Below are 23,621 nucleotides of genomic sequence, written 5' to 3'. Positions count from 1 at the left end.
CGCATTTTGCTCCGAGAATCGGAGAGAGCAGATGAGTGTGATCACGGACCTGGATCGCTGGATCGAGCGGCAATATCCCATTGCCGTCAGGAACATGCAGCTTGCAATCTCCGCCACGGCCACTGTGAAGGAACGGCCGGGCTTCGGCCAAAGCATCACGCCGAAAAGAGGGTCGGTGGTGGCATCGCCCGTGCCGGCCTCCTACGATCCGGATCCCGATTATTTCTTCCACTGGTATCGCGACTCGGCCGTGGTGATCGACGCGCTGCGACAGATCGACCCCCGCTGGCTCGACAGCGAGACGGCAGCGGCCCATTTCTGTGATTTCGTGGATTTCAGCCTGGGTCTCGATGATATCCGCACCGATCCGGGCAGGGCGCTGCAACCCGGCTGGCGCGACCGCGTCAGTCCGGATTTCGAACAGTTCCTGCGCGACGACGCCGATCTCGCCGCGCATACGGTGCGGGGCGAGACGCGGGTCAATCCGGACGGCCGCCTCGACATTTCACGCTGGAACCGTCCGCAATATGATGGCATCGCAGCCCGAGTGCTGACGGTGCTGCGCTGGAGCAACCACCGTGGTTTCGGCGTTCGGCACGATGCGAACATCGCAACCTTGCTGGACGAGGATATCCGCTTCGTCCTCGCCCATTGGCGTGAGCCGAGCTACGACATCTGGGAGGAAGAAAAGGCGCATCACTACTACACGCTGCGCATCGAGGCGGCGGCACTGGAGGAGGGGGCCTCCTGGCTGGCGGCGCAGGGCGATGCCGGGGCCGCGCAGCGCGCCCGGGCGGATGCCGCCGAGATCCAGGGCCGTCTCCACCATTTCTGGCAACCCGAGGAGGGGTTCTACCGTTCGCGCCTGACCGAGGACGGCAAGCCGACACCGAAGGACCTCGATATCGCCGTCATCCTCGCTTCTATCCATGCCGGTGGCGCCCTGCCCACCCATTCGCCGCACGATGCCCGGATGGAAGCGACGCTGGATCGCCTCGATGCGACCTTCGAAGAGGAGTATGCGATCAACCGTGGCCGGCCGGAAGGGCGCGGCATTGCCCTCGGCCGTTACCGGGGCGACGAATATTACTCCGGCGGGGCCTACTATTTCTCGACGCAGGCGGCAGCCGAATTCTGCTATCTGCGCGCGGCCGCCCTGCGGGCGGAGGACCCACAAGCAGCCGATCGCCTGAAGGCGCGGGGAGATGCCTATCTGGAGACCATCCGTGCCTTCACGCCCGATGACGGCGAAATGTCCGAGCAGTTCGACCGGGTGACCGGCGAGCATACCTCGGCCAAGCATCTGGCCTGGAGCTATGCCGGCTTCATCACGGCGGTGGAGGCAAGGCGGAAGGCTGGGTGAGCGCTGGAGCAAATGCGATTTCCCTGAATCACATTTTGCTATAACTATTTGTTTTGACACGTTTTCTTAATCGAAAAGTCTATCAACTTTTCTGGAAAACGCTATATCCCAAATGGGACATGGCGCCGGCCCCGGCAGGGCCCCTACGATATCGGGCAGGCCGTTGAAGCGGCCTCGCATCGGAAGGGGACGCCTTGTCGAAAACGCTCACCACCACGCCCCGCCAGGATGGTTTCCGCGCGCCCGGCGAGTTCGAGCCGAAAGCCGGTTGCTGGTTGATCTGGCCCGAACGGCCCGACACCTGGCGGCTGGGGGCCAAGCCGGCGCAAAAGCTGTTTGTACGTGTCGCCGCGGCGATTGCTGCAAGCGAGCCCGTCACCGTGATCGTCTCGGCGCGGCAATGGCGCCATGCCCGAGCATGCCTGCCCGATGCGGTGCGGCTGGTCGAAATGTCGAGCAATGATTCCTGGCTGCGCGACAGCGGCCCCAATTTCGTGGTCAACGACCAGGGCGAGGTGCGCGGTGTCGACTGGACCTTCAATGCCTATGGCGGGCTGAATGGCGGGCTCTATTTCCCCTGGGATCTCGATGACCAGCTCGCCCACAAGGTCCTCGAAATCGAGCGGATGGACCGTTACCGTTCCAGCCTGATCGCTGAGGGCGGGGGCCTGCAATGCGACGGGCAGGGCACGCTGGTCACCACCGCGCAATGCCTGCTCAATGCCAACCGCAACGGCCATCTTGGCCAGGCGGCGGTGGAGCAGCAGCTCGCCGACTATCTTGGCATCGACACCATCGTCTGGTTGCCGCGGGGTTTCGCCTTCGACGAGACCGACGGCCATGTCGACGATATCTGCTGCTTCGTGCGCCCCGGCGAGGTGGTGCTGAGCTGGACCGACGACAAGGACGATCCGCAATATGAGATCGTGCGCGAGGCCGAGGACGTGCTGCGCTCGGCGCGCGACGCCCGGGGAAGAGCGCTGAAAGTGCACAAGCTGCCCCATCCCCTGCCGATCGAGACCACGACGGAGGAAAGCGAGGGGGTGGACCAGGTCGAATTGACCTGGGCGCGGCCGGCGGGCAACCGCATTGCGGCGAGCTACATCAACTACTATCCCGGTAACAGCGTGGTGGTCGTTCCCGAATTCGGCTGCGCCCTCGACCGCCCGGCCAAAGCCATCCTGGCCGAGCTTTTCCCCGACCATGCCATCGTCGGAATCGAGAATTCGCGCGAGATCCTGCTCGGCGGCGGCAATGTCGCCTGCATCACGCTGCCTGTTTATGCCGGTCGTCGCGCCTAGAGCCGGCTTCGGTCTGCCTGGATAATTCTCCTCATGATCTCAACGAGATGGGCACCTTTCCGGTCTGAGCGGACCGGAAACGCTCCCTAGACTGCAAAGGAGGTTCGCATGCGCTCCCTGCTTCGTTCGGTCGTCCTTGTCATATGTCTCGCCCTTATCGGCCTGGCTCCAGTCCGGGCGGAGGAGGAGAAAGTCGTCAACGTTTACAATTGGACGGATTACATCGCGCCCGACACGGTGGAGAAATTCCAGAAAGAGACTGGGATCAAGGTCGTCTACGACAATTACGACGGCAACGAGATGCTGGAGACCAAACTGCTCGCGGGCCGCTCCGGCTATGACGTGGTTTATCCCTCCGCCTTTCCGTTCCTCAGGAACCAGATCAAGGCCGAGACATTGCAGCCTCTACGGCGCGAGGCCATGCCCAACGCCGCCAAGGTGGACCCGAAGGTGCTGGCCCTGATCGCGCAGGCCGATCGCGGCAACCTACATGCTATGCCCTATATGGGTGTGACGGACGGCATCGGCTACAATATCGAGGCCATCAAGCGCCGGATGCCGGATGCGCCCGTCGACTCCTTCGCCATGATCTTCGACCCGGCGATCGTCCAGCGTTTCGCCGATTGCGGCGTTGCCATGATCGACGCGCCGACGGAGGTGATCCCCATGGCGCTGGCTTATCTCAAGCTCGATCCGCACTCCACCGCACCCGATGACCTCGCCAAGGCCGAGGCTCTGCTGAAGAAAGTGCGGCCCTCCATCCGCTATTTCCATTCCTCGCGCTACATCAATGACCTGGCCAATGGCGACATCTGCCTGGCGCTGGGCTGGTCCGGCGATATTCTGCAGGCCAAGACGCGTGGTGCGGCGGCGGCCAAGCCGGTCAAGGTGGCCTATGCCATTCCGCGAGAGGGCACGCTGGTGAATTTCGACACCATGGCCGTGCCCAAGGATGCGCCGCATCCCGACAATGCCATGCGCTGGATCGACTTCAATCTGCGGCCTGACGTCGCGGCCGCCAATTCAAATTTCATATCCTATGCCAATGCAGTGCCCGAAGCGCGGCCGCTGCTCACCGAGGCGATTGCCAAGGACCCCGGCATCTATCCTCCGGAGGAGGTGAAGGCCCGGCTGTTCGTGGTGACCAATTCCGACGCGGCGGTGCTCCGCCGTCAAACCAGGGCGTGGACGCGGATCCTGACAGGGCAGTGAGCCTGGCCTGAGACGCCGCGTCAAAGCATGCGTCTGTCGCCCCCGCCGGCGAGCAGTTCGACCTGGGAATGGACGCCCAGCTTGGCATAGACGCTCTTGATGTGATTGCGCACCGTGCCCGGCGATATGGCGAGCGTGCGGGCGATGGTCTTGGCGCAGCCGCCATCCATGAGGAGGTCGAGAATCTGGCCCTCCCGGGGACTGAGTTCGACGCGGTTGGCGGCTCCCCTGATCGAAGCGCCAGACTGCCAGAGCTGCCAAAGCCGCCCCAGCACGAGCCGGACAGCATCGCCGGCGCCTTCAGCGAGTGCAAGGTCGGCAGGGATGAAGCTGGGGCTGCCCATATGGCGGAAGAAGGTCACGTAGCCGGCGACGCCGGGGGAGAGATTGAACACGCCGGTGATCTCGTCGATGGTCTGCGACGGCAGGTAGAAGTCCCGATAATAGGGCGTCCTCTCGAAGTGGAACGCGTCGAAGCTGGACAGCGGCAGCAGGAAGTCGTCCTGCGTGGCGGCGAATTTCTGGAAGAAGGGATCTTCGCGAAAGAGGCCCCTGTCATATTGGCGGTTCCAGCGGTCGGGCCGCTCGCCGTCTATGGTCACGCAGGCGCCTTCCCGCAGATAGAGGCCGACATGGCAGCTGTCCGCAGCCAGCAGATCACGGGCAGTCGGCGCAAAGCGACCCGCAAGTTGCGTCGGGGACGTCGCGACGATCGCCTCGGCGAGGCCGCGGTTCCACTGCGCAAAGCGGGAGAAGGGGAGCCCTGATTCCATGGGATGGCCATCGCATGTTCTTCGAGTCTGCCAAGAACATGGCATAAAGTCCTGCGGGCTCAAATCGGTGCGGATGAGCCGGCTGGCCTCGGCAAGCCCTCACTCCATTGCCATGCTGTGGTCCATCTCCGGCGGCTTTGCTGCCTTTCTCAGGAAGAAAACCAGCGGCATCGCAGCCAGCGTCAGCAGCATCATCAGCTTGAAATCGTCGATATAGGCGATGATGGTCGCCTGATGGGTGACCATCCCGTCGAGCATGGTCTGCCCTGCGGCGCTCATCGGATCGATCATCTTCGCCCGGGTCATGTCCTGCAGGGTCTGGTTGTAGGGGGTGATGTGGGCGACGATATCGGCGTGATTGGCTTGGGTTTTTTCGGTCAGCAGGGCGGCGGTCATGGAAATGCCGACGCTGGAGCCGATGTTGCGCGAAAGGTTGTAGAGGCCGGTGCCGTCGCCGCGCAGGCTGGCATCCAGGGTCTGGAAGGTCACTGTGGTGAGCGGTACGAACAGGAAGCCGAGGCCGGCGCCCTGGACGAAGCCGGTGACGATGATCTGCCATTGCGAGATATCGGGGGTCCAGCCGGTCATGTCGTAGAGCGACCAGGCGGTCAGGCCGAAGCCGATCAGCAACAGCACGCGCGTGTCGAGCTTTCCGACCAGGCGGCCGACGATGAACATGCAGACCATGGTGCCGATGCCGCGCGGCCCCATCACCAGGCCGGCGGTCACCACGGGATAACCCATCAGTGATTGCAGATAGGGCGTCATCAGCGCCATGGCGGCGTAATAGGTCAGGCCGACCGCCGAGATGAGCACCACCCCGACCGCAAAATTGCGGTCGACGAACAGGCGCGGCTTCACGAAGGGTTCCTTGCCCGTGAAGGTGTGGACCAGGAAGATGTAGAAGGTGCCGATGCAGATCAGGGCCTCGAGCTGAATCTCGCCCGAGGAGAACCAGTCGAGCTGTTCGCCGCGATCGAGCAGCACCTGCAGGGCCCCGATGGCGATGGACAGCATGCCGAAGCCGAGCCAGTCGAGCTTGACGGCCGTGCTGCTGCGGGTCTCGGTGACGAAGGCCATCACGCCGAGCATGGCTACGAGGCCGATCGGCAGGTTGATGTAGAAGATCCACCGCCAGGAAATGTGGTCGGTCAGCCAGCCGCCGATGACGGGGCCGAGTACCGGTCCCACCATCACGGCGACGCCGAACACGGCCATGGCCCCGCCGCGCTCCTCGGGCGTGTAGATGTCGAGCATGATAGCCTGGGCCAGCGGCACCAGGGCGGCGCCGAACACGCCCTGCATCAGGCGGAAACCGACGATCTGTATCAGGGACTGGGCCATGCCGCACAGCATGGAGGCGACCACGAAGCCGATGATGGAGACGAGCAGCAGGCGCTTGCGGCCGAAACGGGCCGCGAGGAAGCCGGAGGGCGGCGTCATGATCGCCGCCGCCACGATATAGGAGGTCAGCACCCAGTTGATCTGGTCCTGGCTGGCGGAAACACTGCCCTGGATATGCGGCAGGGCGATATTGGCGATGGTGGTGTCGAGCGCCTGCATGATCACTGCCAGGATGACGCAGGCGGTGATGGCGCCGCGATTGGCGACCGTGGGAGCCGGGCGGGCAGGGCTGGGTATCGGGCCGGCGCTCGCGGTGGCGGATGCGCTCATGGCGGGCCTCGTTCGCAACGATATGGGACTATGGTGATGAAATAATTAGGTGCTCAAAGGGCGGGCCGGCGCGCAGGAAGGCGCGGCGGCTCTGTCGTCAGCCGGCGCTCGGCTTGGCCTGGCCGAACCAGCTCGTCACGAAGCTGGGCAGGCCGCGGGCGTGGCCGGTGTCGACACCGACCACTACGCTCATGCCCAAACGCAGGCTTGGTTTGTCGGGCGCAGGATCGATGCTGATGCGCATGGGAATGCGCTGGACCACCTTCACCCAATTGCCGGAGCTGTTCTGTGCCGGCAGCAGGGAAAAGCTCGAGGCGGAGGCCGGGCTGATGGTCTCGACCTTGCCGGTCCAGGTCACGCCCGGATAGGTGTCCACCGAAATCTCGACCGGCTGGCCGGGTTTGACATAGGTGAGCTCGGTCTCCTTAGGGGTCGCATCCACCCAGACATTGGTGGTGGAGACCAGGTTGAAGGCGCGCTGGGAGGCGTTGAGATAGGCGCCGCGCTGCAGGGCGTCGACATTGGTGACGATGCCGTCGAAGGGAGCTCGCACCACGCTGTCGCCGAGATCGCGCTTGGCATTGTCGACGGCCGATTGGGCCTGGAGGTAGAAGGGGTTCTTTTCCACCGGCAGGGAAGCGTCGCCGCCGAGCTGGGCCAGCATGGCCTGGGCATTGGCCTCGGCCACGATGACCTTCTGGCGCGCCGCGTCGAGATCGTGCTTGGCCTGGTCGAAGGTCTGCTTGGAGGCGGCGCTTGAAGCCTGCAGATCCTGCTGGCGCTTGAACTGGGCTTCGTAGAAGGGAATGTCGGCCTTGGCCTGGACGATCTGGGCCTCGGCCTGGGCGTAGCTCGCCTGCAGGGTCAGAACCTGGTTGCGCACGGTGCCGAGCTGCGCTTCCGCCCCTTCCAGCGCCGTGCGGTAACTGTCGGGACGGATGCGGTAGAGCACGTCTCCCTTCTTGACGGCCTGGCTCTCGACGACGTCGATCTCCACCACCGTGCCCGCGACATCGGTCGATATGCCGACCATCGCCGCCTGCACATAGGCATTGTCCGTCTCCATCACCTGCCCGCCGGTGACATAGAAGTAGCCGCCAGCCACGACGGCGATCGGCAGCAAGGCAAACAGCAGGGGACGGGTCAGCGAGCGCTTGCGCATCTTGGCCGGCTGCGGCGTGGATGTGCCCTGATTGGCCTTGTCGCCGGCGAGCCGGTCGATCTCGACAGGGCTTTCGAGTTTCTGGGCCTGGTTACTGCCATCAGCCATGATTTGCCTCCTTGTCGTCGACCGGCTGGCGGCAGGCTTCGAGAAGGTTGGCCTTCATCTGCGTCAGGGTGTCGAGTAATTTCACGCGGTCTTCGTCCGGGATGGACGCCAGGGCCTCGGCCCGGGTCCTGTCGCCGACAGCGCGCATCTCGGCGAGAATGGGATGGGCGGCCGGCGTCAGGAAAAGCAGCCAGACCCGGCGGTCGGATGCATGCTGGCGCCGTTCGATCAGCCCACGCGCTTCCAGCTTGTCGAGAATGCGCACCAGGGTGATCGGCTCGATCTCGAGCAGTTCGGCAAGCCCGCTCTGATGGATACCCTCGCTGCGGGAGAGAAAGGCGAGCGCCTGCCATTGCGAGCGCGTCAAGCCGATATCGCCGGCTTGCTGTTCGAAGCGTTTGCGCATCAGGCGGGCGACGTCATGCAGGATGAAGCCGAGGGTGGGCGGGTTGACCATATCTAGAGCATGCCGTTCTAATTATAAGCTTGCTTATGTTTATGTATGATTATAACAAGGATGCCTCAAATGCAATCGGGCAGATGGGTACGAACCGCAAAATGCCTGCTGATCACGCAAGATTTGATCGAAGCCGGGTACTGACAGGGGCTGGCCTGTTTTGCGCGGCCTTGCTTGCCCTGGCGCTCGGCACCGATCCGGCGGTTGCTGCCCCGCGCTTCGTCAGCTGCGGCGGCGCGGCCATGCTGGGAGGAGCGCTGCTCAATTGCTCTCACCTGGCGCCGACCAAGCCGGCGCAACTGTGCAATTTCAGCTGGAGCCTCCTGCAGGTCGGCAACGTCCCGCAGGTGGTGAGCGGATCCTTCCTCCTGCCGCCCGGCGCCAACAACGCCCAGGTCTATCAGGGCGCCGGCTATGTCGCCGCCCTGGCATCGCCGATCATCCTCTGCCAGGACCAAAACTAGCGTTCCCGGTCCGCTTTCGGGTGCTGGCCTCGCTATTGCCTCCACAACGCCCCAAAACAGCCCCCTTTGGTTCACACGCCATACAAGTCGGCCAAGCTATCGCTTAGGTTGTACTCACAGGCCATGAGCCGTTCGAGCTCGGCCCACGCCGGGTGGAAACCAAGAGGGCCAGATCAATGTCCGCGACATTCCGCAGCGCTTTTGCGCTCCTGTTCATTCTGCTTGTGGCGAGTTTGCCGCTGCAACCAGCCCGGGCACAAAGCCAGGGTGAAAAGCGCATTGCCCTGGTCATAGGCAATGCCGACTACAAGGCCGGGCCGTTGGCGACCAGCGCCAATGATGCGGGCCTGATCGCCCAGACCCTGCAGGCTGCCGGGTTCGACGTCACCGGCGCCCGCGATCTCGACCAGGATTCGCTGCGCAAGGCGTTCCGCGAGTTCCTCGACAAAGCCTCCGCATCGGGACCCGACACGGTGGCTTTCGTTTATCTCGCCGGTTATGGCCTGCAGTCGGAAGGGCAGAATTATTTCGTGCCCGTCGACTCCGCCATTCAGACGCCTGCTTCCATACCAGCCGAGGCGGTGCGGCTCTCCGATTTCATTCGGCCGCTTGGTGCCTTGCAGTTGAAGGCCAGTATCGTGGTGGTCGATGGTGCGCGTGCCAACCAATTTGCCCGCGGTGACCAGCCCCTCGCCGGTGGCCTGGCGCTCGTCGATGCCGAGCCCAATGCCCTGATCGCTTTCAACGCGGCCCCCGGCACGGCGGCGCCGCCCGAGCAGGGGCCGTATGGCGCCTATGCGCAGGCTCTCGCCGAAATGATGCGCACGGGGGGGCTGCCGATTAACGACGTATTCGACCGCACCCGGTTGCGGGTGAGCGAGAAGACCAACGGCGCGGTGCTGCCCTGGAGCGCGTCGAAGCTCGGCGCCCCCTTCAGTTTCTTCGACCGTGCGGCTGATGCACCGGCCCCGCAGGTTTCGCTTGAGGAAGACAGGGCGATGCAATCCAAGCGCATCGCCGATTTCGACGCGCGTGATGCCTATGTCGCCGCCGTCGACCGGGATACCATGCAGGGCTACCAGGACTTCCTGACCGCCTTTCCGCGTGATGCCATGGCCAAGCGCGTGCGCGCCATCGTGGCGGCCCGGCGCGAAGCCATCACCTGGCATGAGACCTGGAAGCGCGATACGCCGAATGCCTATTGGTCCTATCTCAAGCGCTATCCGCGCGGCCCCCATGCCTGGGATGCCCGCCGCCGGCTGAGATATCTGTCCGCCGCGATCGAGCCGCCGCCGACCTTCGACGTGATCGAATATGACGTGCCGCCGCCGCCCGAGGTCGAGGTGGTCTATGTCGAACGGCCGGTGATCATTTTCTCCGACCCCGAATTCGATCTGCCGCCGCCTCCACCGCCGCCGGTGATCTTCCTGCCGCCGCCGCCCCGCGATTTCGTGGAATTGCCGCCACCGCCCCCACCGATCGACGACTATGTGCTGCCGTCGCCGCGCTATGTGGCGATGCCCGAATGGGTACGGCCGCCGCGCTATGTCGAGCCGCCGCCGCAGAATTTCATCTTCAACAACATCCACAATGCCACCATCATCAACGAGACGCTGGAGGCTCCGCCGGAGCGCATGCGGCCCCAAGAGGGCGAGGGTGGCCTGACGACCGGGGAGAAGGCAGCCGGTGCGGCGATCGCCATCGGTGCAGCGGCCGCCGCCGCTCGCGTTGCCCTGCCGCCCTTCCTGCGCAATCGTGGGGGACGGGGTGGGCAACCTGGGATGACGCAGCCAGTCGTGGCGCCACAGCCGGGTGAGGTCGGCGTGCCGCCGGTACCAGGTGCACCGCAACAGCCTGGGCGCCTGCTGCCGGGCCAAGCTCTGCCAGGCCAGGGGCAGCCTGGACAAGTACTTCCCGGAAAGGGCCAGCCCGGCCAGTTCCTGCCAAGTCAGGCTCAGCCAGGTCAGGCTCAGCCAGGGCGGACTCAGCCAGGGCAAGCACTCCCAGGTCAGGCTCTCCCCGGAAAAGGCCAGCCTGGACAATTCCTGCCGGGCCAGGCCGCACAGCCTGGAGAACTCAAGCCGGGGCAGACCCAACCTGGCCTCAAACCCGGCCAGGCTCAGCCTGGAAAGGCGCTGCCCGGCATGAACGGCGAGGCCCTGCCGCTCGACAACGGCAAGCCGCCGCTCGCTGGCAAGCCGCTGCCGGGCCGTCTGCAACCTGGCGGCAAGGCGGCCAAACCCGGCCAGTTGGGCCAGCCCTTGCCGGGCACCCAGCCCGAAGGACAGCCTGACCAGGCGCAGCCCGGCCAGCCTCTCCCCGGACAGAAGGGGCGCCTGCGTCCCGGCGGCCGGCAACAGCCTGATGGCACGGCCTTGCCCGGGGGACAGCCACCCGCCACCGATGAGAACCAGCTCGGCAAGCCTTTGCCGAAGGCAGGCAGTCAGCAGCAGCCGGGTCCCGGCCGCAAGAAGCCACAAGGGCGCCAGCCCCAGGATGGCGGCGCACCGGCGCCGGTGCCTGGTGCCGCACCCGACGGGCAGGCCTTGCCCAATGCAGGCGGTGCGCCGCCGCAGCCGGCCGGCCGCAAGCGTCGTCCAGCGCAGGACGGTCAGGGCTTCGGCCAGCCGCTACCGCCCGCTGGCCAAGCCTTGCCGGATGGCAGCGGGCAGATGCAGCCGCTGCCGGGGCGTCGGCGTCCGCAGAACCGGCAACCCGATGCCGGTCCCGGCCAGCCGGATGCGCCGGTCCAGCCGGCCGGCCGCCGCCCGCGCCTTCAGGCCCAGCCGGATGGCGGGTCTGGTGACAATGGCGCGCCGCCACCGCGCCAGAAGCGCCTGAATCCGGCACCCGCGCCTGAAATGGCACCGGCCATGAATGCGCAGCCTCGCATGAACCGGCAGCCGCCTTCACCGCGCGCCCAGCCGGAATTCGGCGGGCAGGCCCCCCGGCCGATGCAACAGATGCGGCCGCCGCCGGGCGAACGCGGCCCGGCTCCCGCCGGCGGCGGGCGCCAGCGTCGGTGCGGCACGCCAGGGGCGCCGCCCTGTGAATGAAGCCTGACAAGGAAAACCGCCCGGCTCGCGCCGGGCGGTTTTGCTTCTGGCCAATGCGTCTTGCGATGCAGCCTTGTCATGCCAGGTCTCGAAGATGCTGGTGCGCCCTGGCCTTGGACACCTGATGATTTTCGATACCAAATCAAAGATTTGGCGAAAACCATCAGACGGAACCAAGAGTCATCGAACTCTTGGCATCAGAAGCCGCTGACGACATAGCCCCCATCGACCGGCAGCGTAGTAGCGGTCACGAAGATCGAGGCGGGCGAGGCAAAGAACAGGGCGGTGCCAACGAGATCGTCGACGGTGCCCCAGCGCTTGAGCGCCGCCTTATTGGCGATCTTTCCGGCCGGCACCGGGTCGGACCACAGGGGCTTGGTCATGTCGGTGCGGTGATAGCCGGGCGCAATCGCGTTGACTCGGATGCCTTCGGGCCCGAATTTGTGGGCGAGGGCCCGGGTGAGCCCCATGATGCCGGTCTTGCTGGCGCAATAGGCTGGCACGCTGTCATCGGCGAGATAGCTCAGCATCGAGGCGAAGTTGATGATGGACCCTTGTGATTTCACCAGCAGGGGGTGGGCCGCCATGGCGAGGCGCATGGCGCTGTTCATGTTGACGTCGATGACTTCGAGATAGGTTTCCTCGGTCCATTCGGCTTCGGGGCGGGCGATCCCCTGGGCATTGACCAGCACGTCGAGCGCCGGCAGGGCCGCAAAGAAGCGGTCGACCGCCGCTTTGTCGCGGACGTCGAGCTGTTCGAAACGAATGGAGCGGTCGCCATTGGCGGCTTTGGCCGCCGCCAGGCGCGCCTGCGTGGACCCCGTCGCGATGACATTGGCACCGAGGCCGGCAAAGCCCTGGGCGATGGCCAGGCCGATGCCGCTGGAGCCGCCGGAGACCACGACAGTCTTGCCTTCGAATAGGCCGGGACGGAAGGCGGAGAGCACGTCCTGCATGATTGTTTCCTTCAAGCCAGAGAGTTTTCCAGAAAAGTTGATCGACTTTTCGATTAAGAAAACGTGTCAAAACAAAGAGTTAGAGAAAAATGACGATTGGAGAAAAGTCATTTTGCTCTGGGGAGGGGGACCAGGCGGCGGTTCAGCCTTGCTGCAGCCGGTCGAGATCGTCGTAGAGCGCCTGGGAATGGCGATAGAGGCGGTCGAACATCGGCTGCATGCGGGCATAGGTTTCCGCCCAGGCCGGGTCGGGCAGGACCTCGGCGCCATAGCGTACGAAATGGGCGACGGCGTCCTCGACCTTGCCGAAACGCCCGAGGGCGGTTGCCGCCATCGCGGCACAGCCGACGAGGCCGCATTCGGTTTCTTCGGGTACCAGGATCGGCACGTTATAGGCGCTCGCCTTGATCTTGAGCCAGAGTTCGGTCTTGGCACCGCCGCCGGAAGCGACCACGCGCTCGAGCTTCTGGCCGGTGGAGGCCTCCATCACGCGGATATGGCGGTTGACCGCGAAAGCCACACCTTCGAGCGTGGCGCGATGGAGATGGGCAAGGCCATGCTTGGCGCCGATGCCGAAAAACTGGGCGCGGGCATTGCGATGCGCGCCGAGCCGCTCGCCGGCGAGGAAGGGCAGGAAGAACAAGCCTTCGGCACCGGCCGGGGCCTCGGCTGCCTTGGCGACGATGTCGCCATAGGACAGGCTTTTCTCGTGGAAGGCGCGGCGGGCCCAACGCATGGCATCGCCGCCGGTCTCCAGCAGCGTGAAAGGGCCCCAATGACCCTCGACGGTGCGGACGTTGCAGATCTCTGGATCGAGCAGCGGCTCGCCCGTCACCAGGGTGATGATGGAGGAGGTGCCCATCACGTCCGATGCCGTACCGGGATGGACGACGCCCGAGCCGAGCACCGCCACGGGATAGTCGGCCCCGCCCACCAGGACAGGCGTTCCCTCGGCAAGGCCGGTCTCCAGAGCTGCGCCCGCGGTGACATGCCCGAGAATGTCGAGCGGCGAACGGATCGGCGGCAACTTGGCGGCGTCGAGGCCGAGGCGATCGATCATCGCGTTCGACCAGGTCCCGCTTGTCGGATTCATCAGGAAGCTGCAGGAGGCGTCGCCCTCGTCCATGGCGATTTCGCCAGTGAGCCGCAGATTGATGTAGTCCTTCGGCATCAGCACGGTGGCAGCCGCCCGATAGACATCCGGATCGTTGTCGCGCAGCCAGGCGAGCTTGAAGCCGGGCCAAGCCGGCGTCGGTGGATTGCCGCTTTCGGAAAGATAGGAGGCGGGCGGGTTGTCCCGCTCGAAGGCCGCCACCAGGCCTGCCGTGCGCTTGTCGTTCCACAAGGGCGCGGTGTCGCGGGTGAGGTTGCCGTGGCCGTCGACCAGCACGGTGCCATGCATCTGGCCGCAGGCGGCGACGGCCTGGATCCTGGCGGCGGCGCCAGCATGGCGTTCGAGCACGGTGCGGATGGCGGAGACGGTGCCGGCCCACCAATCGGCGGGGCGCTGTTCGGCCCAGCCGAAAGCCGGTACGATCTGGTCATATTCGCTGGCGGCGATCTCCAGGATGGCACCATTGCCGGCCTCGACCAGGGCAGCCCGGGCACTGCCGGTTCCGACATCGATGGCCAGGATGAGATCCTGCGTCATGGGTGTGTCCTCGGCTCGCTTTTTAAAAGGGACGGGCGGGATATGGCGCGGCCATCGCCTGTGCATTTTTGGGAGTGATGCTACACGTTTTTCGGCGGGTCAACCGAAAATTCCGACAAATTCATGCTGCGCCGCAGCAAAATATCCCAGGTGCCTTGCCGAGGCGAGATGAAATATGTAGCATTGCTACAAAATTGCCACTTATGCTGATATCGTCGGCAAGCCCTGAGGAGAGCGCGGACATGGCCAACAATCCCATTGAGCAGATCGAGGCGATCGGCGTGGTGCCGGTCATCGCGATCGACGATCCCGCCCATGCGGTTGCCTTGGCCGACGCCTTGACCGCTGGCGGCTTGCCGATCGCCGAGATCACCTTCCGCACCAGGGCCGCTGCAGAAGTGCTGGCCATCCTGCGCGACCAGAGGCCGGATTTCCTGGCCGGCGCCGGCACGGTGCTGGATCTGGAGTCGGTCCAGGCCTGCAAGGACAGTGGCGCGAGTTTCGCCCTGTCTCCCGGCTTCGATGCCGAGATCGTCGTTGCCGCCAAGGCCATCGGCCTGCCTTTCGCCCCCGGCATCATGACGCCGACGGATCTCACGCTGGCGACGCGCGCCGGCCTTCGCCTGTGCAAGTTCTTCCCGGCCGGTGTCGCGGGGGGGCCGAAGGCGTTGGAGGGGATCGCCGCTCCCTTCAATCATCTCGGCGTTCGCTTCATCCCGACCGGCGGCGTCACGCTGGAGACCATGAGCGACTGGCTCAAGCATCGCTTCGTCGCGGCCGTCGGCGGGACCTGGATCGCCAAGCCCGAAGACATCAATGGCGGCAAATTCGCGGAGATCACCGCCAAGGCAAAGGCTGCCGTCGAGCGTGTCAAGGCGATCCGGGCGGGTGCAGCATGAGCGGCTACCAGCCGGCGACGCAGCCGACGCTCTATTTCATTGGCGTGACCACGACCAAAAGCTCGATCATGCGCGTCTTCCCGGCCTGGGCAGAGCACCTGGGCCTGAAGGATGCCGTGATCAAGGGCATCGATTTTCCCCTTCATGCCGACCCGGCCGCCTATCGCGAAGCGGTCGCCTTCATCAAGGCCGATCCCCTCTCACTGGGGGCGCTGGTCACCACCCACAAGATAGACCTCTACAAAGCCTGCCGGGACCTGTTCGACGAAGTCGACGATTTTGCCTTGCGCATGGAGGAGACGAGTTGCCTGTCCAAACGCAACGGGCGCCTGATCTGCCACGCCAAGGACCCGATCTCTTCCGGGCTTGCCCTCGACAATTTCATTTCCAAGGGACATTTCGAACGCACCGGCGCCGAACTCTTCTCGATGGGGGCAGGTGGCTCCACCATTGCCTTGACCTGGCACATGGTGCGTGAGGAGCGCGGCGCCGACCGGCCGTCGCGCATCGTGGTCTCCAATCGCAGCCAGCCGCGCCTCGACGAGATCCGGCGCATTCATGAAGAGATCGGCATGCCCGTGCCGGTCGACTATGTGCTCGCCCCCGATCCTGCTGACAATGATGCGGTCACCGCCGCGCTCAAGCCGGGCTCGGTGGTGATCAATGCCACCGGCCTTGGCAAGGACGCTCCCGGTTCGCCCCTCACCGATGCGGCGGTCTTTCCGGAGCGCGCCATCGTGTGGGATCTCAACTATCGCGGCGATCTCGTCTTCCTCGACCAGGCCCGGCGCCAGCAGGCGGCGCGGCATCTCCAGATCGAGGATGGCTGGACCTATTTCTTGCACGGCTGGACCCAGGTGATCGCCGAGGTCTTCGACATCGAGATCCCCACCTCCGGTCCCTCCTTTGAGCGGCTGGGCGAGATCGCCATCGCCGCTTCCAAGGGATAGGGAGAAGAGCCGAAGATATGGAACGCATTCTGGTCACGCCGCGCTCGCTGACGTCGACGGCCCATCCCCTGGTCGAGCGCCTCAGGACCGAGGGCCATGAGATCGTCATGCCGGCGCCCGGCAAATTGCCCGACGAGGAGGATTTGCTCGCTCTGGTGCCCGGCGTGACCGGCTGGCTGGCGGGCGTGGAAAAGATCTCGCCGCGCGTCATCGCCGAGGCGGGCTCGCTCCGGGCGATCAGCCGCAACGGCACCGGAACCGACAATTTGCCGATCGACACGCTGCTCGCGCGCAAGATCGCCGTGCGCATCGCAGCCGGTGCGAATGCAGCCGGGGTGGCCGAGCTTGCCATCGGCCTGATCTTCGCAGCGCTCCGGCAGATCCCGCTTTGCGATGCCGGTATCAAGCAGGGAACCTGGCCGCGCCGGATCGGTGTGGAGATCCGCGGGCGCAAGGTGGGCGTGGTCGGCTGCGGAGCCATCGGTGCCGAGGTCGCGCGCCTGGCTGCCGCGCTCGGGGCCGAGATTCTCGCCTACGATCCGCAGCGCCCTGCCGTGAATGTCGAGGCGAACAGCCTGCGCTGGGTCGAGATATCGGACATGCTGGCTGAGGCCGATGTCGTCACCCTCCACTGCCCGGCGCCGGCGGATGGCCGCCCGCTCCTCGGCGCCAGCGAATTCGCAGCGATGCGGCGTGGCGCGGTGCTGGTCAACACGGCCCGGTCGTCGCTGGTCGACGAGAAGGGCCTGCGCCAAGCGCTCGAAGACGGGCATATCGGCTGCTACGCCACCGATGTCTTCGAGGAAGAGCCGCCGGCAAACCTCGGTCTCGCCGGCCATCCCCGGGTGATTGCCACCAGCCATATCGGCGGCTTCACCCAGGAAAGCGTCGACAGGGCCGCCGAGGTCGCCATCGCCAATTTGATGGACGCCTTGCGGGGGAGGGCATGAGATGACGCTGGAAGTCCTGCCTTTTGCCGGCCTGCTGGCCGGAAAGCTTGCGAGCCGGCCTGAAACCGGTCTCTCGCTCTATTGGCTCGGGCAGGCCGGTTTCCTCCTCGACAGCGGCCGGCATCGCCTGTTGATCGATCCCTATCTCTCGGATTCCCTGGCCCAGAAATATCGCGATCGCGGCCCTTCACATGAACGCATGATGCCGGTGCCAATCGAGATCGACGAAATGCCGCCGCTCGATTTCATCCTGTGCACGCATCATCACACCGATCACCTCGATGCGGCGACATTGGGTCCGCTTGCCCGGCGCTTTGCGCAACTGCGCCTGGTGGTGCCCAGGGCCTCGCTCAAACTGGCGCAGGACAGGACCGGCCTCGACCCGGAGCGTTTCATCGGCATGGATGCCGGCGAGACCCTGATCCTCGACGATGCGATCGAAGTGCAGGCCGTGCGGGCCGCTCACGAAGATCTGCAGCGGGATGGGCAGGGGCATCATCTCTTCCTCGGCTATGGTCTTGGAGTGAACGGCATCCGCGTCTTCCACTCCGGTGACACCATCCCCTATGCTGGACAGGTTGAAGAGGTGCGGGCACTGGCCGCCGATCTGGCGCTGCTGCCGGTCAATGGCCGTTCGCCAGCCCTGGCTGCGGCCGGCATTGCCGGCAATTTCACCCTGGATGAGGCCGTCGAACTGGCATCGTCCTGCGGTATCTCTGCCGTGCTCGCCCACCACTACGGCCTGTTTGCCTTCAACACGCTCGCACCTGAAACGATTGACGCCAGGGTCGCCGCGATGACGGGGCCGACCCGTCTGCTTCGGGCCGGGACGGGAATCGAGTATAGGCTGGCAGGTCCGTCCGAGATGACGGTCTGAGCCCTCCGACCCGAAGAGGGAGCCAGAAAAAGGGAAGCCGCCCATGACCTTGCCGGATCATACCGCATCGCAGCCGGCGCCTCGGACCACGATCCAGAACGTGCTCGAGGTGATCCGATTGACATTGGGCGAATTGCGCAAGTCCGACCGCAAGGTCGCCGACCTCATCCTGGCCGATCCCCAGCGTATCCTGAACGCGACGGTGGCGGAGACGGCGCTGGCCGCAGGGGTGAGCGAACCGACGGTCATCCGCTTTTGCGCTGCGATCGGCTGCACCGGCTTCCAGGATTTTAAGCTGCGCCTGGCCCAGAGCCTGGCGCTGGGCACCCCGGCCACCCATTCGGTGCTGCTCGATACAGATACGCCGGAAACCGTGGTCGAGAAGATCTTCGACTACACCATCACCAGCCTCGACTGGGCGCGCCATCACCTCGACAAGGCGGCCCTGGCCCGGGCGATCGACATTCTGGAAAAGGCGAAGGCCATCGAATTCTTCGGCCTGGGTGCTTCGGGCGTGGTGGCCCGTGACGCCCAGCAAAAATTCCCGCTGTTCGGCGTGCCCTGCGGGGCCCAGCACGACACTCACCAGCAGATCATGGTCGCCTCGATGATGAAGCCGGGCGATGTTGCGGTGGTGATCTCCCACACCGGGCGCAGCCGCTCGATCATCGAGGTGGCGCGTACCGCGCGCGAGAACGGGGCCAAGGTCATCGGCCTGACCGGATTCGAGACTTCCCTTGCCAGCCATTGCGACGTGGCCTTGCTGGTGGAGACGCTCGACAATACCAACATCTATACGCCCACCACCTCGCGCATTGCCGCTCTGGTGGTGATCGACGTGCTGTCGACCGCGGTCGCCCTGCGTCGCGACGAGGCCCATGTCCGGCGTTTCCAGGCGATGAAGCGCAAGCTCGCCGAATATCGCATCGGCGAGTAGTCGCCGTACCTGTGAGGCTGAACGCTCGGATATTCCAAGGCGCCATTACATAGCGGTTCGTCAGGAATGCCGAACGGCGACCGCCAGGTTGGGCACGAACTGGCACCGATGGGTAGAATCTCGGTGGCGGGTGATAAAAGTCACGATGTCACCAGGTTTCACCGCCATGCCGGATGGGACCAGCACAGATGGCGCAAAAGTTCTGCCTCTTGCGAAAACACGCAGGCCGATACGCTTGAATTCGAAATATTTCGCCTGTGTTTGCAGATGCGAGGTTTCTTCCACGCCATGCAGGATCACGGAAGCAGCGTCTGGCGGCATCACGGCATCCACCAGGCCGGTTGCCCGCTTTCCCTCGACAGGAAGGGCCTCGAAGGATGCCGGGCAAGGGGTTGCGGACCGTTGCCCGTCCTGGGAGGCTGTAGGGACCTTGTCGTTCGCGCCAACGGCCAAGGGAAGTGCGGTGGATGGCAAACGCTCCATTGCCGGTGCAACGGCATCGGCCACATGGCGGCCTGCCGTTGCAAAGTACTCGTCGATCGTCAGCCTCTGTGTAGCAAGGCCGGTATCTGCGAGCTCCTTGCCAGTGAGAAAGCGTACCTGGTTGGAAGCCGCTTGATGCATGAGGCTGATCAACTCGTTGCTGATGCCCATCGCAGTCAGGTAGGACTCAGCCTTTACATAGGCGGCGGGCGGTGCGGCCTGCTGAAGGGTGTTGGCGACCGCATGCATTTGCGAACGAAAGCCGATGACCCGCCCGAATGAATCTTTGACGGGGGATCTCTCGATCCATACCGAAGTTCCAGTTTGAACGGTCTCATGTACGCCGATCTGTGCACCGAGAGGAGGCACGATGCGCTGGACTCCCCCCGACAGGACGTAGACGCACGCTGAGGCGCAGATCGCGTCGAAGCCCACGGCTGTGCCGCGACGCGCATCAGCGGATTGGCCGTTGCAGGCCTTGTCTCCTTCCGGGCAGGCCTCCTTCACCGTCCTGCCCACTATAACGTCAAGCCCCCTGATGCGGATCATTTGTCCCACTGCAAAGGAAGCGCGAACCGACCCGCCGGGCGAGGAGATCACCACAGGCAGCTTGCGCTTTCCCAGAAGCGCCAAGGTCATACGAAACAGGAGCGGGGTGTCGTCGGTGATCATCCCCTCGGCCGAAATCCATTCGGCGCAATGATCGTCACAATTTGGCGTGCTGCTGTGGACGACCGTGATCTGCATCGGCTCCCTGCTGGGATGCGTGTCGAGCATGGGGGCCGGGTAGTCGATCAGATTGGCAAGGCCGGTCGATGTCCAGAACGAAGGCGGCTCGGCAGGAAGAAACGGAGGATCGGGCAGGGCATTCGGCAGTGTGAATGCCGGAAACGCGGGTATCTCCGGTTCGAGACGCCAAGGATGGTTCGCGGCGGCGCTTGCCGAATGCGGTATGGCAGCCAGAAGGCCGACGATGAGCAACAATGTCTTCATCGCACAAATTTTGTTGGAGAAAGCCCGCCCACGTTCATCCTTCCGTAGAGTGAGGACGAAAGCAAGAGTCACCCGGGCTGTGACGGAACGGATTTCAAACCCCACCGTGCCACGCATGTGGAAATCCCTGCTGAGGGGTGGGTGGGGGTTGTGAGCAGCCCCTCAGGGGCGCTATGGCTGGGGCGAAACCGGAATCACTACTTGAGATGAAGATCGAAATCGAGATGGGCGTCGCGTCTGCCGCCGGCAGTGCGCCTGCAATGCTCGACATCGAGGAGTTGCTGGCCACGCGCCTGCTCGTGCAGGGCAATTCGGGTTCCGGCAAGTCGCATCTCCTGCGTCGGCTGCTCGAACAGAGCGCGCCGCATGTGCAACAGGTCATCATCGATCCCGAGGGCGAGTTTGCCAGCCTGTCGGATCGCTACGGTCATGTCGTCATCGACGGCGAACGCAGCCTGGCCGAACTCGAACACATCGCCCAGCGCGTGCGCCAGCACCGGGTCTCGGCCGTGCTGGTGCTGGAGAGCCTCGATGCCGAAATGCAGATGAAGGCGGCGGCGGCCTTCCTCAATGCCTTGTTCGATGCCGAGCGCGACCATTGGTTCCCGATGCTGGTGGTGGTCGACGAGGCCCAGCTCTTCGCGCCTGCCGCTTCCGGCGATGTCGGCGAAGAGGCGCGCAAGGTCTCGCTCGGGGCGATGACCAATCTGATGTGCCGCGGCCGCAAGCGCGGCCTCGCCGGCATCATCGCCACCCAGCGCCTGGCCAAGCTCGCCAAGAACGTCGCTGCCGAAGCGTCCAACTTCCTGATGGGGCGCACCTTCCTCGATATCGACATGGCCCGTGCCGCCGATTTGCTCGGCCTCGATCGGCGCCAGGCCGAGACCTTCCGGGAATTGCAGCGCGGCCAGTTCGTGGCGCTGGGACCGGCCCTTTCGCGCCGCCCGCTGCCGATCAAGGTCGGCCCGGTGGAGACGCGGCCCAAGGTGGCAACGCCGAAGCTGACGCCGCTGCCGGAAGGGGGTGATGCCGCGCGCGATCTCATCCTGGCGCCCGTGCCCGTGGCAGCGCCGCGCGCCCGTCCCGAGCGCCGCGTGGTGACGCCGCCGCCGATGTCGACCACGGAGATTCTCGAACAGCTCGTGCGCGACAGGCCAGCCGAGGCTGCCGGCGAGGAGGCCTTGCCCGCCATAGCGCCAGCCGAACTGCAGCAGGCTCATGCCCGTATCGCCTTTGCGATCATGGAGGAGCCGGATGCCAGTTTCCGCACCGATGCCGTGCTCTATCAGGACTTCATCGTGCGCTGCCGCATCGAGCGGCTGGGCGGTTCGCCGCCGGCCATGGCCGAGTTCAAGTTCCTGCTCAACGCCGCCCGGGCAGGTCTCGATCCCGATAGCGTCGACCAGGAACAGTGGCGGGGCGCGCTCGACCATGCCCGCCTGGTTCCCGCCGATCTCCAGGCCGTGTTCCTGATCCTTGCCGCTGCTGCGATGACGGGGCTGCCATGTCCGCCGGACGCCGAGATCGCCAGGCGCTGCGGCAGTCATTCGGCTGGGCGCGCCCGCAGCCAGATCCGTCATCTGCAGAATGCCGACTTCGTGATGACGCGCGTCGACATGCGCGGCGCCCGCATCGCGGTGATTCCGGACCTCGGCTGGGAAACGGCGCCGGGCGACCCCAATGGCCCGGTGCTGGACAGGGACGGCCTGGCTGCCGCGGAATGAGGATGGGCGCTGCATCAGCCGCAGGAGACCTCGCCCTATCCGGAAGCATTAGCGTTGCGGTGGCGATGCCCCCTCTAAGAGAAGCGAAATAAACCAAAGCAGGCCTGAAAATCACCTGCCTCTGCCGGTATAATCGTGGCATAGAGCTATTCAGTCGATGGCTCCTCCAATTCAAATATGAGCGGATGATGTCTACCCAGATCGTTCCCCTGATCGTTTGCGGCGGCTCCGGAACGCGGTTGTGGCCGGCCTCGCGTGCCAGCCGGCCCAAGCAGTTCCTGCCTTTGTTCGGCGATCTCTCCACCTTCCAGGAAACGATGCGGCGCGTGAGTGGCGCCGAGCTGTTCGGTCGCCCTGTCATCGTCACCAACCAGGACCATCGCTTCCTGGTTGCCGACCAATTGCTGTCGATCGGCGTCGAGGCCGATATCGTGCTCGAACCCGAGGCGCGCGATTCCGGTCCGGCCATTGCGGCCGGTGCGGCCTTCATTGCCTCGCGGGACGGCGCCAGGACGCCGGTCCTCACCCTCGCTGCCGATCACCGCGTGCGGGATATCGAAGGTTTCCGGGCCGCCTGCGCGGCGGCGCGTCGCGGGGCAGCCAAGAAGAGCATCGTGACTTTCGGCGTGGTGCCCAACCAGCCCGCCACCGGCTATGGCTATATCGAGGCCGGAGAGCCCTTGGTCGAGGGCGTCATGAAGGTGCGCCGCTTCGTCGAAAAACCCGACGCCGAGACCGCCACGCGCTATGTGCGCGAAGGCTATCTGTGGAATTCCGGCAATTTCCTGTTCGAGGCCGGCTTCTTTCTTGCCGAATATGCCCGTTGCGATGCCGGAACGGTCGAGGCTGTGAACGAGGCGGTCGCCAAGGCCAAGCTCGATCTTGGCTTCCTGCGTCTTGATGCCGAAGCCTTTGCCCGTTGCGACAAGCGCTCGGTCGACTATGCCGTGATGGAAAAGACCCAGGCCGCCGCCGTGGTTCCGGCCAGCTTCGACTGGTCGGATGTCGGCTCCTGGGGGGCAGTGCGCGAGCTCTCGCCGCAAGACGAGGCCGGCAATGCCAAGCTCGGCGAGGCCCTGTTCGTCAATGCCCGCAACAATCTGGTGTCCTCGGAACGCCAACTCGTCTGTGTCGTCGGCCTGGACGACCTTGCCGTCATCACCACGGGCGACGCCGTGCTGGTGGCCCGCCGCGACGATGCCGCCGGCATCAAGGCGCTGGTCGAGAAACTCAAGCAGAGCCATAACGGGCTGACGCAGGACCACCTGCAGTCCTACAGGCCCTGGGGGCATTACAAATCGCTGGATCTCGGTGCGCGCCACCAGGTCAAGCGCATCGTGGTCAAGCCCGGCGGGCAGCTTTCGCTGCAAAAGCACCATCACCGCTCCGAGCACTGGATCGTGGTGCGCGGCGTCGCCAATGTCAGCATCAACGGCCAGATCAAGACGCTGCATGAGAACGAGTCGATCTACATTCCGATCGGCTCCACCCACCGGCTGGAGAATCCCGGCAAGATCGAACTCGAACTGATCGAAGTGCAGACCGGCTCCTATCTCGGCGAGGACGACATCATCCGGATCGAGGACATCTACAACCGCGCCGCGTCTTGAGGCGCGAAAAACCTTCTCCCC

19 protein-coding genes are annotated in these 23,621 nt (G+C 64.8%); 12 read left to right on the top strand and 7 right to left on the bottom strand.

What is annotated here, in order from left to right; genetic code table 11:
- Nucleotides 1-31 precede the first annotated feature (31 nt).
- The 3 genes from ACN6KF_RS26470 (at nt 32) to ACN6KF_RS26460 (ending at nt 3,876) form a co-directional block, all read left to right on the top strand.
- Nucleotides 32-1,363, top strand: a complete 1,332-nt coding sequence (locus ACN6KF_RS26470; RefSeq protein WP_434959903.1) for a glycoside hydrolase family 15 protein — start codon at nt 32-34, stop codon at nt 1,361-1,363.
- Nucleotides 1,364-1,557: 194 nt separating this feature from the next.
- A complete protein-coding gene (aguA, locus tag ACN6KF_RS26465; RefSeq protein ID WP_434959902.1) occupies nt 1,558-2,664 on the top strand; it encodes an agmatine deiminase in 1,107 nt (368 codons plus the stop codon).
- Nucleotides 2,665-2,772: 108 nt separating this feature from the next.
- Nucleotides 2,773-3,876 carry a polyamine ABC transporter substrate-binding protein gene (locus ACN6KF_RS26460; RefSeq protein ID WP_434959901.1) on the top strand — a complete coding sequence of 368 codons (1,104 nt, stop codon included), beginning with the start codon at nt 2,773-2,775 and terminating at the stop codon, nt 3,874-3,876.
- A 20-nt stretch (nt 3,877-3,896) separates the two neighbouring features.
- On the opposite strand, the gene ACN6KF_RS26455 is transcribed toward ACN6KF_RS26460, so the two are convergent.
- The 4 genes from ACN6KF_RS26455 to ACN6KF_RS26440 all read right to left on the bottom strand — a co-directional run bounded on the left by ACN6KF_RS26455 (nt 3,897) and on the right by ACN6KF_RS26440 (nt 8,050).
- Complete coding sequence (locus ACN6KF_RS26455) at nt 3,897-4,649, bottom strand: helix-turn-helix transcriptional regulator (protein WP_434959900.1); 753 nt, start codon at nt 4,647-4,649, stop codon at nt 3,897-3,899.
- A gap of 99 nt (nt 4,650-4,748) precedes the next feature.
- Nucleotides 4,749-6,323: a DHA2 family efflux MFS transporter permease subunit gene (locus ACN6KF_RS26450; RefSeq protein WP_434959899.1), complete on the bottom strand. Its 1,575-nt coding sequence runs from the start codon at nt 6,321-6,323 to the stop codon at nt 4,749-4,751.
- A gap of 97 nt (nt 6,324-6,420) precedes the next feature.
- Nucleotides 6,421-7,593 carry an HlyD family secretion protein gene (locus ACN6KF_RS26445; protein WP_434959898.1) on the bottom strand — a complete coding sequence of 391 codons (1,173 nt, stop codon included), beginning with the start codon at nt 7,591-7,593 and terminating at the stop codon, nt 6,421-6,423.
- Nucleotides 7,586-8,050: a MarR family winged helix-turn-helix transcriptional regulator gene (locus ACN6KF_RS26440; RefSeq protein WP_434959897.1), complete on the bottom strand. Its 465-nt coding sequence runs from the start codon at nt 8,048-8,050 to the stop codon at nt 7,586-7,588. Before ACN6KF_RS26440 ends, ACN6KF_RS26445 begins: the two co-directional genes overlap by 8 nt.
- Before the next feature lie 101 nt (nt 8,051-8,151).
- Between ACN6KF_RS26440 and ACN6KF_RS26435 the strand changes: the two genes are divergently transcribed.
- Both ACN6KF_RS26435 and ACN6KF_RS26430 read left to right on the top strand, forming a co-directional pair.
- Complete coding sequence (locus tag ACN6KF_RS26435) at nt 8,152-8,514, top strand: hypothetical protein (protein ID WP_434959896.1); 363 nt, start codon at nt 8,152-8,154, stop codon at nt 8,512-8,514.
- 176 nt (nt 8,515-8,690) lie between these two features.
- Complete coding sequence (locus tag ACN6KF_RS26430; RefSeq protein ID WP_434959895.1) at nt 8,691-11,570, top strand: caspase family protein; 2,880 nt, start codon at nt 8,691-8,693, stop codon at nt 11,568-11,570.
- 197 nt (nt 11,571-11,767) lie between these two features.
- On the opposite strand, the gene ACN6KF_RS26425 is transcribed toward ACN6KF_RS26430, so the two are convergent.
- Complete coding sequence (locus tag ACN6KF_RS26425; RefSeq protein ID WP_434959894.1) at nt 11,768-12,526, bottom strand: SDR family NAD(P)-dependent oxidoreductase; 759 nt, start codon at nt 12,524-12,526, stop codon at nt 11,768-11,770.
- A 142-nt stretch (nt 12,527-12,668) separates the two neighbouring features.
- Nucleotides 12,669-14,177, bottom strand: coding sequence for a xylulokinase (locus tag ACN6KF_RS26420; protein ID WP_434959893.1), 1,509 nt, complete (start codon nt 14,175-14,177; stop codon nt 12,669-12,671).
- 242 nt (nt 14,178-14,419) lie between these two features.
- On the opposite strand from ACN6KF_RS26420, the gene ACN6KF_RS26415 reads away from it, so the two are divergent.
- The 5 genes from ACN6KF_RS26415 to hexR are packed head-to-tail and all read left to right on the top strand — an operon-like array spanning nt 14,420 to nt 18,790.
- Nucleotides 14,420-15,076, top strand: a complete 657-nt coding sequence (locus tag ACN6KF_RS26415) for a bifunctional 4-hydroxy-2-oxoglutarate aldolase/2-dehydro-3-deoxy-phosphogluconate aldolase (RefSeq protein ID WP_434959892.1) — start codon at nt 14,420-14,422, stop codon at nt 15,074-15,076.
- Nucleotides 15,073-16,026: a shikimate dehydrogenase family protein gene (locus ACN6KF_RS26410; protein WP_434959891.1), complete on the top strand. Its 954-nt coding sequence runs from the start codon at nt 15,073-15,075 to the stop codon at nt 16,024-16,026. Before ACN6KF_RS26415 ends, ACN6KF_RS26410 begins: the two co-directional genes overlap by 4 nt.
- 17 nt (nt 16,027-16,043) lie before the next feature.
- Nucleotides 16,044-16,976: a phosphoglycerate dehydrogenase gene (locus tag ACN6KF_RS26405; RefSeq protein WP_434959890.1), complete on the top strand. Its 933-nt coding sequence runs from the start codon at nt 16,044-16,046 to the stop codon at nt 16,974-16,976.
- Between the two features lies 1 nt (nt 16,977).
- Nucleotides 16,978-17,853: an MBL fold metallo-hydrolase gene (locus ACN6KF_RS26400; protein ID WP_434959889.1), complete on the top strand. Its 876-nt coding sequence runs from the start codon at nt 16,978-16,980 to the stop codon at nt 17,851-17,853.
- 43 nt (nt 17,854-17,896) lie between these two features.
- Nucleotides 17,897-18,790 carry a transcriptional regulator HexR gene (gene hexR, locus ACN6KF_RS26395; protein WP_434959888.1) on the top strand — a complete coding sequence of 298 codons (894 nt, stop codon included), beginning with the start codon at nt 17,897-17,899 and terminating at the stop codon, nt 18,788-18,790.
- Between the two features lie 60 nt (nt 18,791-18,850).
- Here the strand turns inward: hexR and ACN6KF_RS26390 are convergent, their stop codons facing one another.
- Nucleotides 18,851-20,383: a COG3904 family protein gene (locus ACN6KF_RS26390; protein WP_434959887.1), complete on the bottom strand. Its 1,533-nt coding sequence runs from the start codon at nt 20,381-20,383 to the stop codon at nt 18,851-18,853.
- An 89-nt stretch (nt 20,384-20,472) separates the two neighbouring features.
- Between ACN6KF_RS26390 and ACN6KF_RS26385 the strand changes: the two genes are divergently transcribed.
- Both ACN6KF_RS26385 and ACN6KF_RS26380 read left to right on the top strand, forming a co-directional pair.
- Nucleotides 20,473-21,990 carry a helicase HerA domain-containing protein gene (locus ACN6KF_RS26385; RefSeq protein WP_434959886.1) on the top strand — a complete coding sequence of 506 codons (1,518 nt, stop codon included), beginning with the start codon at nt 20,473-20,475 and terminating at the stop codon, nt 21,988-21,990.
- A 188-nt stretch (nt 21,991-22,178) separates the two neighbouring features.
- Nucleotides 22,179-23,600: a mannose-1-phosphate guanylyltransferase/mannose-6-phosphate isomerase gene (locus tag ACN6KF_RS26380; RefSeq protein ID WP_434961308.1), complete on the top strand. Its 1,422-nt coding sequence runs from the start codon at nt 22,179-22,181 to the stop codon at nt 23,598-23,600.
- The last annotated feature ends 21 nt before the right edge of the window (nt 23,601-23,621 follow it).

The organism is Labrys methylaminiphilus subsp. lupini (genome assembly GCF_051161885.1).
GTDB lineage: Bacteria > Pseudomonadota > Alphaproteobacteria > Rhizobiales > Labraceae > Labrys.
This window is presented reverse-complemented; position numbering and strand designations above follow the sequence as displayed.